Origin of the sequence: Actinoplanes philippinensis, assembly GCF_900113015.1 — a bacterium.
Classification (GTDB): Bacteria; Actinomycetota; Actinomycetes; order Mycobacteriales; family Micromonosporaceae; genus Actinoplanes; species Actinoplanes philippinensis.
In genome coordinates, this window is sequence record NZ_FONV01000003.1 from 472,543 (window position 1) to 488,102 (window position 15,560).

16 protein-coding genes are annotated in these 15,560 nt (G+C 70.0%); 6 read left to right on the top strand and 10 right to left on the bottom strand.

Annotated elements, in window-relative coordinates; translation table 11 throughout:
• Window positions 1-29: 29 nt before the first annotated feature.
• Together BM290_RS09035 and BM290_RS09040 are read right to left on the bottom strand one after the other, a co-directional pair.
• Window positions 30-737: a neutral zinc metallopeptidase gene (locus tag BM290_RS09035; protein WP_093611950.1), complete on the bottom strand. Its 708-nt coding sequence runs from the start codon at window positions 735-737 to the stop codon at window positions 30-32.
• A 64-nt stretch (window positions 738-801) separates the two neighbouring features.
• Window positions 802-1,266 (bottom strand): RICIN domain-containing protein, encoded by a 465-nt coding sequence (locus BM290_RS09040; protein ID WP_143133671.1) that lies wholly within the window; start codon window positions 1,264-1,266, stop codon window positions 802-804.
• A 236-nt stretch (window positions 1,267-1,502) separates the two neighbouring features.
• Between BM290_RS09040 and BM290_RS09045 the strand changes: the two genes are divergently transcribed.
• Both BM290_RS09045 and BM290_RS09050 read left to right on the top strand, forming a co-directional pair.
• Window positions 1,503-2,270: an ABC transporter ATP-binding protein gene (locus BM290_RS09045; RefSeq protein WP_093611954.1), complete on the top strand. Its 768-nt coding sequence runs from the start codon at window positions 1,503-1,505 to the stop codon at window positions 2,268-2,270.
• The gene (locus tag BM290_RS09050; protein WP_093611956.1) at window positions 2,270-4,804 is read left to right on the top strand and encodes an ABC transporter permease; all 2,535 of its coding nucleotides are present in this window, start codon (window positions 2,270-2,272) and stop codon (window positions 4,802-4,804) included. The genes BM290_RS09045 and BM290_RS09050 overlap by 1 nt, the downstream gene beginning before the upstream one ends.
• A 577-nt stretch (window positions 4,805-5,381) precedes the next feature.
• On the opposite strand, the gene BM290_RS09060 is transcribed toward BM290_RS09050, so the two are convergent.
• The 3 genes from BM290_RS09060 to BM290_RS09070 form a co-directional block, all read right to left on the bottom strand.
• Window positions 5,382-5,822, bottom strand: coding sequence for an SRPBCC family protein (locus BM290_RS09060; RefSeq protein ID WP_093611958.1), 441 nt, complete (start codon window positions 5,820-5,822; stop codon window positions 5,382-5,384).
• Window positions 5,819-6,148, bottom strand: coding sequence for an ArsR/SmtB family transcription factor (locus BM290_RS09065; protein ID WP_093611960.1), 330 nt, complete (start codon window positions 6,146-6,148; stop codon window positions 5,819-5,821). The genes BM290_RS09060 and BM290_RS09065 overlap by 4 nt, the downstream gene beginning before the upstream one ends.
• A 62-nt stretch (window positions 6,149-6,210) precedes the next feature.
• A complete protein-coding gene (locus tag BM290_RS09070) occupies window positions 6,211-6,765 on the bottom strand; it encodes a hypothetical protein (protein ID WP_093611962.1) in 555 nt (184 codons plus the stop codon).
• Window positions 6,766-6,889: 124 nt separating this feature from the next.
• Here BM290_RS09070 and BM290_RS09075 point away from each other — a divergent pair, with 124 nt between their 5' ends.
• The gene (locus BM290_RS09075) at window positions 6,890-7,759 is read left to right on the top strand and encodes a PAC2 family protein (RefSeq protein ID WP_093611964.1); all 870 of its coding nucleotides are present in this window, start codon (window positions 6,890-6,892) and stop codon (window positions 7,757-7,759) included.
• 50 nt (window positions 7,760-7,809) lie between these two features.
• On the opposite strand, the gene BM290_RS09080 is transcribed toward BM290_RS09075, so the two are convergent.
• The 3 genes from BM290_RS09080 to BM290_RS09090 all read right to left on the bottom strand — a co-directional run bounded on the left by BM290_RS09080 (window position 7,810) and on the right by BM290_RS09090 (window position 9,566).
• Window positions 7,810-8,001, bottom strand: coding sequence for a DUF397 domain-containing protein (locus tag BM290_RS09080; RefSeq protein ID WP_093611966.1), 192 nt, complete (start codon window positions 7,999-8,001; stop codon window positions 7,810-7,812).
• Between the two features lie 23 nt (window positions 8,002-8,024).
• Window positions 8,025-8,948 (bottom strand): helix-turn-helix domain-containing protein, encoded by a 924-nt coding sequence (locus BM290_RS09085; protein WP_093611968.1) that lies wholly within the window; start codon window positions 8,946-8,948, stop codon window positions 8,025-8,027.
• A 111-nt stretch (window positions 8,949-9,059) separates the two neighbouring features.
• A complete protein-coding gene (locus tag BM290_RS09090) occupies window positions 9,060-9,566 on the bottom strand; it encodes a DUF6232 family protein (RefSeq protein WP_342352042.1) in 507 nt (168 codons plus the stop codon).
• Between the two features lie 226 nt (window positions 9,567-9,792).
• Here BM290_RS09090 and BM290_RS09095 point away from each other — a divergent pair, with 226 nt between their 5' ends.
• Entirely contained in the window at window positions 9,793-10,584 is a 792-nt protein-coding gene (locus BM290_RS09095; protein WP_093611972.1) for a GntR family transcriptional regulator, read from the top strand.
• 591 nt (window positions 10,585-11,175) lie between these two features.
• Here the strand turns inward: BM290_RS09095 and BM290_RS09100 are convergent.
• The gene (locus BM290_RS09100) at window positions 11,176-12,543 is read right to left on the bottom strand and encodes an alpha/beta fold hydrolase (RefSeq protein WP_093612460.1); all 1,368 of its coding nucleotides are present in this window, start codon (window positions 12,541-12,543) and stop codon (window positions 11,176-11,178) included.
• A gap of 110 nt (window positions 12,544-12,653) precedes the next feature.
• Here BM290_RS09100 and BM290_RS09105 point away from each other — a divergent pair, with 110 nt between their 5' ends.
• Together BM290_RS09105 and BM290_RS09110 are read left to right on the top strand one after the other, a co-directional pair.
• Complete coding sequence (locus BM290_RS09105) at window positions 12,654-13,820, top strand: sensor histidine kinase (RefSeq protein WP_093611974.1); 1,167 nt, start codon at window positions 12,654-12,656, stop codon at window positions 13,818-13,820.
• A 287-nt stretch (window positions 13,821-14,107) separates the two neighbouring features.
• Window positions 14,108-14,764, top strand: coding sequence for a response regulator (locus BM290_RS09110; protein WP_093611976.1), 657 nt, complete (start codon window positions 14,108-14,110; stop codon window positions 14,762-14,764).
• A 460-nt stretch (window positions 14,765-15,224) separates the two neighbouring features.
• Here the strand turns inward: BM290_RS09110 and BM290_RS09115 are convergent, their stop codons facing one another.
• Window positions 15,225-15,506: a hypothetical protein gene (locus tag BM290_RS09115; RefSeq protein ID WP_093611978.1), complete on the bottom strand. Its 282-nt coding sequence runs from the start codon at window positions 15,504-15,506 to the stop codon at window positions 15,225-15,227.
• Window positions 15,507-15,560: the final 54 nt, after the last annotated feature.

A 15,560-nucleotide genomic window follows, 5' to 3' on the forward strand; every position in this document is an offset into this window, starting at 1 on the left:
CGGCGAGCCGAACGAATGTGACAGTGCCCTCAGATGCCGCAGGCCTCCAGGGACTGCTCGTACCCGTTGGCGAACGACTGGAAGCGCTGAGCGGGCGAACCGTGCGAGCCGGGAGCGAACCACGGCTGGTTCGGATCGTCACCGACCGCTTCGAGCCCGTCGGCCAGCTCCTGCGTGTCGCCCTCGTCCATGACCGACGGATTGGCCCGGACCATGTCGCCGATGTAGGCGCCGGCCATGCAGTCGGCCTGCAGCTCCTGCTCGATGGTGAACTCCTTGCGGATGCCGAGCCGGGCCTGGATCGCGTGGGCGTACTCGTGGCCGAGCAGGTAGTACACGAACGAGTCGCCGATCTGCCGGAACGCGCCGAACGCCCAGTTCACGTCGTAGGCGATGAAGTCCCCGGCGGAGCAGTACACCGCGTTGTTGCGGGGCAGCGGCTGGTCGGCACAGTCGACCTCGCCGTCCTTGCGGTACGCCAGAACGTCCCGGACCGGCTCGAACCCCGACCCGAGACGTTCCGACCAGTACCGTTCGGCACTCGCGACAGCGCCGCGCATGTCGTTGGCGAACTCCTCCGGCGTGTCGGTGCCCTCCAGTTCGGACGAGCTGGGCGACGGCGCGGGCGCGGACTGGCGGGACGGCGGCTGCTCGGCCACCGGCAGGCAACCAGCAGTGGCCAGAACTGCCGTCAGTGCGAGGAGACAGGTCCCGAGACGTACCGGTCGAATGCGCATCAGGGTCCTCCGAGGCGGGGTTATCAGGCTATGCCCGCCCCGCCACCGGAGCACACCATCGATGTCAGGGGTAGACCTCGCGCCACCTCATGTAGCGGTTGGCCATGTTGCAGCCGTTGGTGTAGAGATCCCCGGAAGCGTTCCCGTCGAGGCAGTATCCGGTGGCCACGTTCTGGAACACGCCGTACGACGAGGTGGTGCTGATGTCGCGCCACTGCTGGTACTGGTTACCGGCCCCGCACGGTCGCGTGTAGACCTCGCGGGCGGCGTTGCTGTCCAGGCACAGGTTGGTGGCCACGTTGCGGAAGATGCGCGGCCGCGGGAAGGCGCCGTTCCACCGCTGATAGAGGTTGGGCTGCCCGCAGCCGCGGGTGTACGCGTACTGGTTGGCGTTGCTGTCCAGGCACCGGTTGGTGCCCATGCTGACCCAGGTCATGTTCGCCTCGATCGCCGAGGCCGGTGTGGCGGACAGACCCAGGATGCCGCTCAGCACCGCCAGGATCATCGCTGATGTGACGAATCGTCGCACTTCGTTACCCCCGTGAAAGACATCGATGACCTTGGACACTAACAGTCGGCGGGCTCCGGGACAGGCCCTGTTCCGGGCCTCCGGACCGGGGCTTCCTCAGGGGCATCCCTGAGCCGCGGGTAAGTGCGCTCCTCAGGGATTTCTCCGCGTCGGCATCCCCCGCCGGGCGGACGCCGCGCGCCGCGTCCGCCGCAACACTGGGCCGGACGGATTGACGGACCACAGGGGGAGACACGGTGGCAGCGACGAATGCCGGCGGGCCGGTGGCGGCGCGCGCGGACGGCATCTGGAAGGTCTACGGCTCGGGCGAGGCCCGGGTGGCGGCGCTCCGGGGGGTCAGCGCCGAGTTCGGCCGGGGCCGGTTCACGGCCATCATGGGGCCGTCCGGCAGCGGGAAATCGACATTGATGCACTGCCTGGCCGGGCTCGACACGGTGAGCGAGGGCACCGTGCACATCGGCGGCACCGAGATCAGCACCCTCGGCGACAAAGCCCTGACCCGCCTGCGCCGCGACCGGATCGGCTTCATCTTCCAGCAGTTCAACCTGCTGCCGACGCTCAGCGCGGCGGAGAACATCCGGCTGCCGCTGGACATCGCCGGCCGCAAGGCCGACCCGCAGTGGTGGGACACGGTGATCGGCACGGTCGGCCTCAAGGACAGGCTGTCGCACCGGCCCAGCCAGCTCTCCGGCGGCCAGCAGCAGCGGGTGGCGTGCGCGCGGGCGCTGATGGGCCGCCCCGACGTGATCTTCGCCGACGAGCCGACCGGCAACCTCGACTCGCGGTCCGGCGCCGAGGTGCTGTCGTTCCTGCGGTCCAGTGTCCGCGAGCACGGGCAGACCATCGTGATGGTCACCCACGACCCGGTCGCGGCGAGCTACGCCGACCGGGTGGTGTTCCTGGCCGACGGGTCCATCGTCGACGAGCTGGCCGACCCGACCGCCGAGACGGTGCTCGACACCATGAAGCGGCTGGACGCCCCGTCCGACTCGGTGATGCTCTGATGCTCCGCGCGACCCTGAAGAGTCTGCTCGCCCGGAAACTGCGGCTGGTCCTGTCCGGCCTCGCGGTGATCCTCGGCGTGATGTTCGTGTCCGGCGCGCTGGTGCTCACCGACACGCTCAACCGTACCTTCGACTCGATCTTCTCCGACGTCTACGCCGCGACCGACGTCTCGGTCACCGCGAAACCCAAGGTCGAGGTCGCCGAGATGGACGGTGAGGAGGTCTCCGCGCCGCTTCCGGCGTCCGTCGTGGAGACGATCAAAACCCAGGAGGGGGTACGGTCGGCAACCGGCCGTGTCGATGCGGACGGAGCCCGCGTGATCGGGACCGACGGCAAGGTCCTCACCTCGTTCGGCCCACCCCGGATCGGTTCCAACTGGACCGGCACGGACGAGTTGATGGAGCTCCGTTCCGGCCGTGGCCCGGAGTCCCCGGACGAGATCGCCATGAACGCGACCACCGCGAAACTGGCCGGCTACACCGTCGGCGACCGTGTGCCGGTCCTCACCCAGCAGCCGAAGCGGGAGTTCACCCTGGTCGGGATCTGGGGTTACACCGGCGGCCGGGACAGCATCAGCGGCGTGCAGGAGGTCGCGTTCACCACCCCGGTGGCGCAGGAGCTGATGCTCGGCGAGAAGGACGTGTTCACCTCGGTGACGGTCGCCGCCGCCGACGGTGTCACCCCGGACCAGCTGCGTGACCGGCTCGTCCCGGCGCTCGGCGGCGCCTACGACGTGAAGACCGGCGACCAGCTGTCCGCGGAGAGCTCGGCGGACCTGAAGGAGGGCATGGGCTTCTTCAACCAGATCCTGCTGGGCTTCGCCGGGATCGCGCTGTTCGTCGGCATCTTCCTGATCCTCAACACGTTCTCGATCGTGGTCGCCCAGCGCACCCGTGAGCTGGCGCTGCTGCGGGCCATCGGCGCCTCCCGCCGCCAGGTGATCAACTCGGTGCTCGCCGAGGCCGTGGTGGTCGGCGTGATCGCCTCGGTGCTCGGGCTGCTCGCCGGGGTCGGCGCGGGCGCCGGTCTGGGCGCGCTGTTCAGCTCCATGAGCGGCGGGATGGATCTGGCCCCGATCGGGGTGCCGCTGTCCGCGGTGATCAGCTCGTTCACGGTCGGCATCCTGGTCACCGTGGTGGCCGCGGTGATGCCGGCGCTCCGGGCGTCACGGATCGCCCCGGTCGCCGCCATGCAGGACGTGGCCACCCCGGACCGCCCGCTCACCAAGCTCACCGTCGCCGGGACGGTCGTCACGGCGGCCGGCGCGTCGGCCCTGGGCACCGGCCTGTTCGTGGCGAGCGGGAACACCGCCCTCTACCTGATCCTCGGCGGTGTGCTGGTCACGTTCGTCGGTGTCGCCCTGCTCACCCCGCTGATCAGCCGGCCGGTGGTGGCGCTGCTGGGCCGGTTGTTCTCGTGGTCGGTCCCGGGCCGGCTGGGCCGGCTCAACTCGGGCCGCAACCCACGCCGCACCGCGATCACGGCGGCCGCCCTGATGGTCGGCATCGCCCTGGTCACCGGTGTGACGGTGGTGATGGACTCGGCGAAGAGCAGCCTCAAGGCGGAGGCCGCGCGCATCCTCAAGGCCCAGATCATGATCAGTGGCGATCAGGGTGGGCCACGGCCGCCGACCTACGATCCGGCCGTCGTCGACCGGGCCGCCGCGATCCCCGGGGTGCGGGCGGCCGCCGGCCTCTACAACGACCTGGTGGCGATCGGCGACGACCGGACGTATGTGGCGGCCACCGAGGACCTGTCCCGGCTCGCCGAGTCGTACGGCACCACGGCCGCGCGGCTGACCGCCGACCAGATCGCGGTGAGCGCGCCCGAGGCGTCCGAGCACGGCTGGCAGACCGGGTCGCGAGTGCCGATCCAGACGTCCCGGGGTGAGGCCCGCACGTACACGGTCGCCCTGGTGTTCCCGGAGAACGCACTGCCCGGCAGCATCATCCTCCCGTCCGAGGCGATCAAGGGCTTCGGCATCACCCAGCCGGTCCTCGGGTTCATCCGCCTCGACGACGGCGTCCCGGTGTCGGCGGTGCTGCCACAGGTCAAGGCGCTGGTCGCGGACAGTCCCGAGGTGTCCGCCACCGATCAGCAGACCTTCGTCGACAGCCAGGCGGCGGTCTTCGACCAGATCATCCTGATGATCCAGATCCTGCTGGGCCTGGCCATCCTTATCGCCGTCCTCGGCGTGGTCAACACCCTGGCCCTGTCCGTCCTGGAACGCACCCGCGAACTGGGCCTCCTCCGCGCCGTCGGCCTGGGCCGCGCCCAGACCATGCGCATGATCACCGTCGAGGCCGTGGTCATCGCGGTGTTCGGCGCCCTCCTCGGCGTCACGGTGGGCGCCGGCATGGGCAGCGCGGTGGCCCGAGCCCTGAAGGACGACGGCATCACCCAGATCGTCCTCCCCTGGGACCGGATGGCCACCTACCTGGCCTTGGCCGCTCTGGTCGGCGTCATCGCAGCCGTCGTCCCCGCAATCCGAGCAGCCCGCCTGAACGTCCTGAACGCCATAGCCCACGACTGACGCCCCTCCCGGGACCACTAGGGGGAACCCGGCCCCACTCACCCCGGCGCACTCGGCACACCCGGGAAGCCCGGGAAGCCCGACAAACCCGGGAAGCCCGGGAAGCCCGGGAAGCCCGGGAAGCGGGGAAGCCCGACGAGCGGGGAAGCCCGACGAGCGGGGAAGCCCGACAAGCCGGGGAAGCCCGACAAGCCGGGGAAGCCGCCCCGAGTGCGAGCCGACCCACCCACCACCTCGGCCCGCCCATCACACGGCCCAGCAGGCCTGGTGATTCAACCAATCGTGGCCCCGGCACGGCCGGGGCCACGATGCCCCCGTCACAGTTCGGTCCGACGGGCGAACAGCACTGGTGATCAGGTGGGAGCGCGTACGGGTGCGCCGCTGGGTGGCGGCGGGACCGTGGCGGGAAAGGGCGGCGGTGGGGTGGTGGGCGTCGCATATGCCCGGCGGGCGCCGGGCGGCCGGGAGTGGGCAGCGCCGTCGCCTCGTGGGGGCGAGAGGGGTAGGTCGGTGGGGCGGTTCCGTCCGTACCCCATAGGGATCGTCAACCCCCGCCGGGCGGTGAGCGGACCGCTCGTCAGGAGAGGATCTTGTCGAGTTTGGTGAAGCTGGAGCCCCAGCCTTCGCGGGCGCCGTCGGCCATCTCGGTGGGGAACGGGCTCTGCGTGACGACCAGGCGGGTGCGGCCGCCCTCCTCGTCGTGGAACTCGATGGTCAGGCGCAGCTTGTCGGCGCCGAAGTCGGGGATGTGGCTGACGTCCTCCTCGCCGACGAGCAGTTCGTTCTCGACGACTTCGACGAACGTCGCGTTCACCGGGGAGGACATCGCCGGATCGTCGTCGTTGACCATGGTGAAGACCTGTTTGCCGCCGGGGCGCACATCGAGTTCGACGGTGTCGCGCGGCACCGACCAGCCGACCGGCCCGAACCACGCGGCCAGCTGGTCGGGGTCGGTGAACGCCCGATACACCAGGTGGCGCGGGGCGTCGAAGATGCGGGTGATGACGAGATCGGTCACGAGTCGTCCTCCTGGAGGCGTTTGAGGTGGGCGTCGAGGCGGGTGAAGTTGTCGTCCCAGAACCGGCGATACCGCTCCATCCACGCGGTGGCCTCGCGCAGCGGCGCCGCCTCGAGACGACTGGACCGCCACTGCGCGGACCGGCTGCGGGAGATCAGGCCCGCGGCCTCCAGCACCTTCAGATGCCGGGAGATCGCCGGGAGGCTGATGTCGAACGGCTCGGCCAGCTCGGTCACGGTGGCCTCGCCCTCGGCGAGGCGGGCCAGGATCGCGCGGCGGGTGGGGTCGGCCAGCGCCGAGAAGATCACGCTGAGCCGGTCGGTCACTTCACTTAACTCCTTCGTTAATTAACGAACGAGTTAAAAGCTAACCGCGCCTCCGGCGTCTGTCAAACCTTGCTGGGGACGCGGCGGTGCAGCTCGGCGAGGAGGACCTCCGGTCCGGGTGACATCAGACCCACATCGATGATGTACGCGAACTCGCCGCCCCGTCGTCGCACCCGGGGCGGGCCACCCTTGCCGGGAAGCTCGGAGGCGTAGTCCTCGGCGATCGGGACGATCACCAACTCGGTGAACGGCCCCCGGCCGTGCAGGGCCACCGCGGCGATGCCGGACCACGGCAGGTGGATCGGGCGCCGGCCGGTCGCGGCGAAGTCGAGTCCGTGCACCGACGTGTGCAGCCAGCCGAGACGGCGCCAGACGGCCAGCATCAGGGCGGCCGCGACGACAGCCGGGACGATCAGGGTGAACTCGGCGAAGACCACGATGTCGGCGGGGCGCGGACGGTAGCCGGCGGCCACCCGTACCCCCAGGGTGATCAGCAGCATCGGCAACCAGGCGGCGGCCAGGACCCAGAGCGCCGTCACATAGAACATGCCGCGCGCCTGGAAGAAGCTGACGGTGTCGTCGGTGGGCCCGAGCACCTGATCCACATGGTCGGCCATATGACGATTATGCCCGTATAAATGCGACTTGGTGGGTGGTATCGATGATGAGGCTGATCGATGCCTCAGGTGGCCCGGCGCGGCCGCCGGGTAGGTTCCCGCGGCCGCACGTAGGCTGTGTTCCATGACTGAGTTCGACGGCCTTCCGCTGCTCCGATCCCCCGTGGCCATCGCCGCCTTCGAGGGGTGGAACGATGCGGCGGACGCTTCGACCGCGGCCGTGGAACACCTCGAGCAGGTCTGGGAAGCCCGCGAGGTCACCAGCATCGATCCCGAGGACTTCTACGACTTCCAGGTCAGCCGGCCCACCATCACCATGGCCGAGGGCGAGACGCGGAAGATCGAATGGCCCACCACCCGGTTCACCGTGGCCAGCCCGCCCGGCGCCGACCGTGACGTGGTCCTGATCCGCGGCATCGAGCCGAGCATGCGGTGGCGCACCTTCTGCGAGAACGTGCTGGAGATCTGCCACAGTCTCGAGGTCAACCGGATCGTGCTGCTCGGGGCGCTGCTGGCTGACGTGCCGTACACCCGGCCCCTGCCGATCAGCGGCACCGCCAGCGACCGCGACACCGCCGAGAAGTACAAGGTCGTGCCCACCCGCTACGACGGTCCGACCGGCATCGTCGGGGTGCTGCAGGAGGCGGCCACCCGCGCCGAGCTGGACGCGTTGTCGTTCTGGGTGCACGTGCCCCACTACGCCAACAACCCACCCTGCCCCAAGGCTACGCTGTCACTGCTCAGCCGCATCGAGGACGTGCTCGACCTGCCGGTGCCGATGGCCGACCTGGCCGAGCAGGCCGACGAGTGGGAGAAGCGGGTGCGCGCCGCCGCCGAGCAGGACGCGGAGCTCGGGGAGTATGTGCGGGAGCTGGAGGAGCGGGTCGGCGACGCGGGGATCCAGCCGCTCACCGGTGACGAGATCGCCAGCGAGTTCGAGAAGTACCTGCGGCGGCGCGGCGGCTCGGCGGGCCCGACGGCCGGCTCCTGGTAGGAGACGGAGGATCGGGCGGCCCCGCCGGGACGCCCGATCCGGACGAACCGCTAGGACGACTTCCCGATCGCCAGAACACGTTCCTGGAAACCGGTCCACTCCCGAAGAGTGAAGACGACCGGCGGCAACTCGGGGTTCTTGCTGTCACGCAACTTCACGAGATCGTCGACGTGCGCGATCTCCACACATGATCCAGAAGCACAGAAGGTGCTGCGCCGCCACGCCGTTGTGGTGTCTTCCATCTCAACCTCTCTCCACGGAAACCTCAGGACTCCTTGCCCTGATCTTGGCCGAGGGTCCTGGCTATCCGTGCTCTGAGGTCGAAAACCCGAGCCAAAACCAATGTTCTGCTCGCCTCCTCGTCGAGCGCCCGGCGCCAGAAACGGTCGAAGACGTCACGGTGGTAGGCGACCTCACCGGCATCCTCGACGATCTCGTCATGTAGATACGTCTCTCGATACAGCACGGCATCGTCGGGCTGATCGCTCAAGTCCAGGACGACGAAGGCCCCGAACGTCCCCATCAAGGTGCCGTTGTCCATCGGCAGCACACGAATGTGCATGTTAGGCCGCTGCGCCACCTCGGCGAGATACTCGAACTGGTCGGCGGTGATCGCCGGATCACCGACCACCCGCCACAGGGCCGACTCATCGAGCAGCAGCAGATAGTCCGGGCCACCGGGCCGCGTGATCATGCGCTCGCGCCGGGTCAGACGGACGTCACGCAGCACCCGGCGCGCGTCGTCACTGAGCATCCGGTCGAACCACGCCAGCGTCGCATCAACGACCGCCGAGGTCTGCAGATGCCCCGGCACCAGAGTGGACTGATACTCCCGGATCGAGGTCGCGGCCTGCTCGAACTGCAACAGCTGCAGAAGCCCCGGCGGCAGATGGTCGCGGTGCTCTGGGGCCGTCCAGTAACGCTCCCGGCGGGCGACCCGGGCCTGCTCGACCAGCTCGGTGATCAGCGCCTCGTCGGTGAGCTGATAGATGTCGACCAGGACGGCGCGCAGATCAGTGGGCGAGATCGTGACCTCGCCCAACTCGATCCGCTGCACCTTGGAAAGGGACCAGCCCAGCTTCTTGGCGACCTCGCTCTGGCTGAGACCGGTGCGCTCCCGGGCCGCGCGCAACGCCAACCGCACCCGCCGCCGCGACACTGCGGGAAGGTCGTCACGCGCGACCGACATTCAGCCCCCACCAACCCAAAAGCCGCTAATCACCCTTGATTGCGACACTGCAGAGTGCGGTATTGCTCAAGACCGCCGAAATATACCGCAGACCGTATGGTGAACCACCCGTCACGCCTCCGCGTATTCGAGCGATCTCACCAGCCCCCGGCAGAACCCGGCGAACTCCCTCTCGTCCCGCGACGAGAAGACCTCCACCACGGCGCCGCGGTACCCGGCTCGCACCTGCCACCAGCACGCGTTGCGCGGTCGCAGGCAGACCACCGCGCCGGCGCTCAGCGCCCCGGCGACCACGACCGTCAGGAGCATCGAAGCGGGACCCACCACGGGCACCGCCACCACGGCCGCCACCAGCGCCGAGACTCCGGCGATGTGCCGCCCGGCATCGTCCGCGCCGGGATCGAACCGGACGATGTGGACGTCGCTCATCTCGGCCACCATGAACAACCGGCGGTGCTCCCTGGACACCTCGACGACATGGTGAGTGATGACGGCGCGTGGACCTCGGTAGAAGACCGGCAATTCCCATCCCTCCTCTCGGGCTTGCACACCCTCGCGGGTTGCACACAGGAGGAGGACTGCATGAAGATGGCTTTTGACACGGCTCTCCTCCTCCACGGACGAGAGGCCTGGGCGGCGGCCAGCGGCTACTGGTCGCCGCCTCTTTGTGTGACCCCCACATCCCTTAACGTCAATTCAGTATGGGCCTGATCGCCCCTGTCCGCCAGATGCCTGACAGCCTTGTAGCTGATAGACGAATTCATTCACGGTCGGCCGGGCGTGTCGACTCGCTGACCTCTCACTTCCTGACGCATCCTAGGAACCTAGCTGGAAGGAGTCGGTCATGAGCATCAATCCGGGCGCCGCCGAGTTCCCGCATCGGCAGATCGCGGCCCAGCTGCGGGAACGCATCCGGCGCGGCGACTGGCAGCCGGGCGAACGGCTGCCGTCCATCCCCGCCATGGCGGAAATGTTCGGCGTCGCCAAACAGACCGTGCAGCGCACCGTCGACCAGCTGCGGGTCGAGGGCATCCTGATCACCAAACCCGGATCGGGTACGTACGTGCGCGGCACCCGCCGCCGCCTCAACCGCCTCTCCCGCGGCCGGTACGGCGCGCACCGTGGCTACCACGCCGATCTCGCCGCCCGATACCGCCAGCAGCTCACCGGCGTCGGCCGGGAAGCCGCGCCGCCCGAGGTGGCCGACGCCTTCGGGGTCCGCGACGGCACGGAGATGCTGGTCCGGCGGCATGTGGTGCGCACCGACGACGCCACCGTCGAGGTCGGCGCGTCGTGGTTCCGGGTCACCGACGCCAGCGGCACCTCACTGGAACGGCACGAAGCCTTCGGGCGGCCCCTCTACCAGGAGGCGGAGGAGGTGCTCGACCGCCGGTACACGTCGGCGACCGACACGATCAGCGCGCGCCAGCCGAGCCGGGAGGAAGCCGAGATCCTGCAGATCCGGCCGGACACGCCGGTGCTGCATCTGCTGCATGTCGCCTTCGACGAGACCCGCAAGCCGATCGAGGTGGCACAGGCCACGTGGCCGGGGCCGATGACGACGCTCACCGAGGAGTACCGCATTCCGGGGCCGACTCCTGATCCCGATCCGGATCCCGGTCTGGCGCTGGCCTGATCTCGGCGTTTCCCTGGCGGCCGGCCGGTCCCTTCCGGCCTGCCGCCACCGGTCGGTCGGCCGGTCCCTATCGGGCGGCCAGCCCCTGCCGGTCAGCCGGTCCCTGCCAGGCGGCCAGCCCCTGCCAGGCGGCCAGCCCCTGCCAGGCGGCCAGCCCCTGCCGGGCGGCCGGTCCCTGCCGGGCGGCCGGTCCCTGCCGGCCAGCCGGTCCCTGCCGGGCGGCCGGGCCCCTGTCGGCCAGCCAGCCCCTATCGGTCGGCCGATTTCTGTCGGGCGACCGGGACTCGAACGGGGCCGGCGCCCTCACGGTCGGCCCCGTATGGAGAACAACCTCGTGACTTGCCTATCGCCGCTGCTTCCCAAGGCTGGCCTCGTGCCGCTGGCCACTCGCGACTTATCCCTCGCCGCTCGCTTCTCTGGGCTGGTTCCCTCGTCCACGGCTACTCCTCTCACGCTTCGTCTCGCAGAGGGAGGCTTTCGCTCTCTGCGGTCGGCAGCCCTCTTGGTATAGGCCCTCTGCGGCCGAGTTTCGGCGGCCGGGTCCATTGCGCACCCCACTCGGGCGGGGTGTGGTCGGTGGCACGCCTCGGGTCAGGCCGGCACCAGGGCGGCCAGCGTCTCGATGAAGTGGCCCGGTTCCTCGGCCATCGGGCGGTGGCCCGCCTCCGGGAATGTCACGAGCCGTTTGTCGGGTGATCGCAACGCCGCATACCAGGACGCGAACGGCACGGCCAGGCCGCGCATCTCCCGTCCGCCCTGTACGAAATACGCCGGGATCAGCAGGTCCGGCACATCGCGGTGCAGGTCCACGTCCTGCAGGCGTGGGTAGAGAGCGTCCCAGGTGTCGAGCATCGTCGTCATGAAGTGCGCCTTCTGCAGGAGCGTGTATTCCTCGACGCCGAGGTCGAACGGTGGGGCCGGCAGCCCATAGGCCTGCGTGGCGTACAGCAGGAACGGCTCGTAGTCGTAGGCGCGGGGCCACGGTGGCGGGCCCTGCCGTTCCAGTTGCTCCACCAAGCCGGTCCGACCACCGGCCCGCGCCCAGGCCAGCACGTCGGTGTAGAACATCCGGTCCGAGTCGCGCAGGTTCACGGCCTGGCCGGTGCCGATGTAGGCGGTGTACCGCTCGGGGTGCCGCCGGGCGGCCAGGATCGCCGGGATCGATCCGCCGGAGTGGCCGAGCAGGACGATCCGGTCCCGGCCGAACCGCTGCCGCAGATGATCGGTGACGGTGAGGATGTCGGCGACCTCACCGTCCAGGCTGATCGTGGCGGATCTGCCCAGCGCGCCCGCCGACGCTCCCCCACCGCGCCGGTCCAGAGTGGCGACCACGAAGTGGTCCTCGAGACCCGCGAGACGGGTGCGCATGGTCCCGGTGTCCGAACCGCCGGGTGGTCCTGGGACATACAGCAGCACCGGCAGGCGTGGGGACCTGCCCCGGATCATCACCGCGAGGTCGCCGGCCCGGCTCAGCTCGGCGATTCCACCGGGCACGGCATCGGTACGGGCGGGCACCGCGACAGCGACCGCCAGTCCCACCGCCAGTGTCGTGGCCAGCCCTGTCACCACCCGGCCGGCGACCCGGCGCGCCCTGGTCCGGGCTGGGCGGCGGTGCCCGAACGCGGCGCCGATCGCCATCGGGAGCAGGGCCAGCAGACCGTGCATCCCGCGGCCGGTGAGCAGGACGAGGATCCCGATCGGGGTGGCGCGTGGCAGGTCCACGGACGGGCCGGACACCGCCGCCCGGGCCAGCTCCAGCACGGACACGTACACCACAGGGGTCAGGAGGATCGCCCACCGCGACCGCGCCGCCCACCCGGCCAGGACGCCGACGCCGGCGCTGATCACGACCGACCACAGAGCCTCCGCGCCGGTCAGCGGCCCGCGCGGCGTCCACAACGCGGCGATCACGCCCCAGGCGGCGGGTAGGAGGAGCGCGGCGATCCGGATCGGTGTCATGCCGGGAAGCTTGCGTCGCCGATGGTCGATGCCGCAGCGGCCGAAGGAATAGACCAGGAACATACTTTGGTAGCTGCCAGAAATACTTTAGTCAGACCTAACCTTGCCGCATGTTCTTCGCGCTCCTGGTGCCCGATCCCGGCTCGAGCCGGGCCAACTTCAGGGACCGGGTCGCCGACACCATCGCCGTCGTCCTCGCCCTGTTCTACGGCACGGTGATGATGATGCTCGGTGACGCGACCCGGCCCGGTGCGGTGCTCGTGTGGCAGGCCGATCTGGCGATCGGCGTGCTCGGCGCCGCCGCTCTGCTCGCCCGCCGCCGGCACCCTCTGGCCGTCACCGTGGGTTTGCTGCCACTCGGAGCGGTCTCGGTGACCGCTACCGGGCCGATCATCGTGGCGCTGTTCACTCTGGCGATCCGGCGCCGGCCACCGGTGCTGCTGCCGGCCGGCGTGGTCAACATCGGCACTGGCGCGGTCTACTTCCTGCTTCACGACAATCCGGCCTCCGGGCTGTGGATGGACCTGGTGGTGCGGTCGGTGATCACCGCGGCGGCACTGGGCTGGGGTCTGTTCGTGCAGGCCAACCGGCGGTTGACCACGTCGTTGCGAGATCATGCGGCGCGATTGGAGGCCGAGCAGACGCTCCGCGAGGAGAAGGCCCGGCTCACCGAGCGCGCCCGCATCGCCCGCGAGACCCACGACGTCCTGGCTCACCGGATGTCCCTGATCAGCCTGCACGCCGGGGCGCTGGAGGTGCGGGCCGCGGTCTCCCCGGAGGAGTTGTCGATCGCCGCCGGGGCGATCCGCAGCAGCGCGCACGAGGCGCTCGAGGAGTTGCGATCGGTGATCGGCGTGCCCAGCTCGCGGCCTGAGCCACCGCAGCCGGGCCTGGCCGACATGGGCGACCTGATCAGCAACGCCCGCGCCGCCGGCATGACGGTGGACTACGTCAACGGTGTGCCGGCCGACGGCCCGCCCGCACAGCTCGGCCGCACCGCGTACCGGATCGTTCAGGAGGGGCTGACGAACGCCCACCGGCACGGTTCGGGCCCGGCCGCCACCGTGCGGCTGGCAGGCGAGGCAGGCCGGGTCCTGCGCATCACGATCATCAACCCCCTTTCCGGTACGGCCCACGCGCGATCCCCTGGCCACGTCTCCGGCGGGCGCGGCCTGGTCGGCATCGGTGAGCGGGTCGCTCTCGCCGGCGGTCACGTCACCCACGGCCCGGTCCGCGACGCGTTCCACCTGGAGGCGGAGCTGCCATGGCCGGCGTGATCCCGTCCTCGACCTCCTCGCGCCCGGTTCCCGCCGGCCGCAGTCCTTCAGTGAGTGCCGGGCAGCCTTCGTCTCCGGGTCTCGCCTCGCATTCGGCTGCCCGGCCAGGATCGGGGCTGGGCTTTCAGTTCGGTGCCGGGCACGGCCCGCGGCCAGGTCCCGGAGCGGGTTCGCAGGCGGGCCCCGAGCAGGGACCGCTACCAGGTGTCGCGTCGGGCCTGCAATCACGTCCCGAGCTGAGCCTGCATTCGCGGGCCGGGCGGCGGGAGGACGACGGGGACGAGGGTGTGCGACCGATCCGGCTGGCGATCGTCGATGACGATCCGCTGGTTCGAGCGGGGCTCCGGATTCTGGTCGGCGGGTCGCCGGACATCGAGGTGGTGGCGGAGGCCGGGGACGGCGCGGAGGCGGTCGTGGCCGCTGATGCGCACTGGCCGGATGTGATTCTCATGGACATCCGGATGCCTCGGGTCGACGGGCTGGTCGCCACCCGCCGGATCCGGAGTCGCGGTGGGGCGCCCCAGGTCATCGTGCTGACCACGTTCGACGTCGACGAGTATGTCCTCGAGGCGTTGCGGGGCGGTGCCAGCGGATTCCTGCTGAAGGACACGCCGCCCCGGGAGATTCTGGCGGCGGTCCGGTCTGTTGCGGCGGGAGCCGGCACTCTGTCCCCGAGTGTCATCCGCCGGCTGATCGATCACGTCGCCGATCCCGCCGCCGGCACGCGCTGCGCTTCCGCCCGGGCTCGTCTGTCCGAACTCACCGATCGGGAACGCGAGGTCGCCGTCCTGGTCGGCCACGGCCGGTCCAACGCGGAGATCGCCGCCGACCTTCAGCTGAGCCTGCCGACGGTCAAAGGCCACGTGTCGCGCCTGCTGAGCAGACTCGACCTCAACAATCGTGTGCAGATCGCCCTGCTCGTCCACGATGCCGAACTGCTGTGACCGTTCAGCCGGAGCGGCGGAGGGCAGAGCAGAGGTGTAGCGGCGTGTATGGAGAGGGCACGGCGGCGGGGCGGAAAGGGCCCGGCCGAGGCGGGGGCGGAAGGGCACGGCGAGGCGGGGGCGGAAGGGCACGGCGAGGCGGGGGCGGAAAGGGCACGGCCGAGGCGGGCGGCGGGCGGGAGGGACAGGGCCAAGGTGGGGCGAAAAGGGCACAGCGGCGGGGCGGAGTGGGTGCAGTTGCGGCATTGGAGAGAGCGGAGCGGGCGGACCGGACGGCGCGAGCAGCGCGGACGGAGCCTGGTGCCACGAGGGTGACGCAAGCGAAGAAGTGGCCGAGGGGTGCGAGCGGACCGAGCGGTGCGGGAGTCAGAAACGACTGATGCCCGAGGCACCTGGAGCGCCCCGGGCATCAGTCGTTCACGGTTTCAGGCCATGTTGTGGATCGGCCCGTTCAGCCTCCTCAGAGGAGACCGCTGATCGGGCTGTCGACCAGCTTGCTGTCGATCAGGCCGACGTTGAGCAGGCCGTTCTGCTCGATGGACTTGTCCGAGTAGTAGTTGTCGCCACTGCCGCAGGCGTCGAAGTAGCCGAAGCCACAGTCGACGGATACGGACTGCACGTAGCCGTATTCGGCGGCGCAGCCACTGAAGCAGTCACCGTCGGCGGCTTGGGCGGGGGCGGCCAAGGCGACGGCAGCGCCGGTGGTCAGGAAGATGCCGCCTAGGTACAGAGCGCGACGCATGATGTTTCCCTTCAACGGTTGGTTGCTTGGGGAAAGTCTGGACCCCTTAAGTCC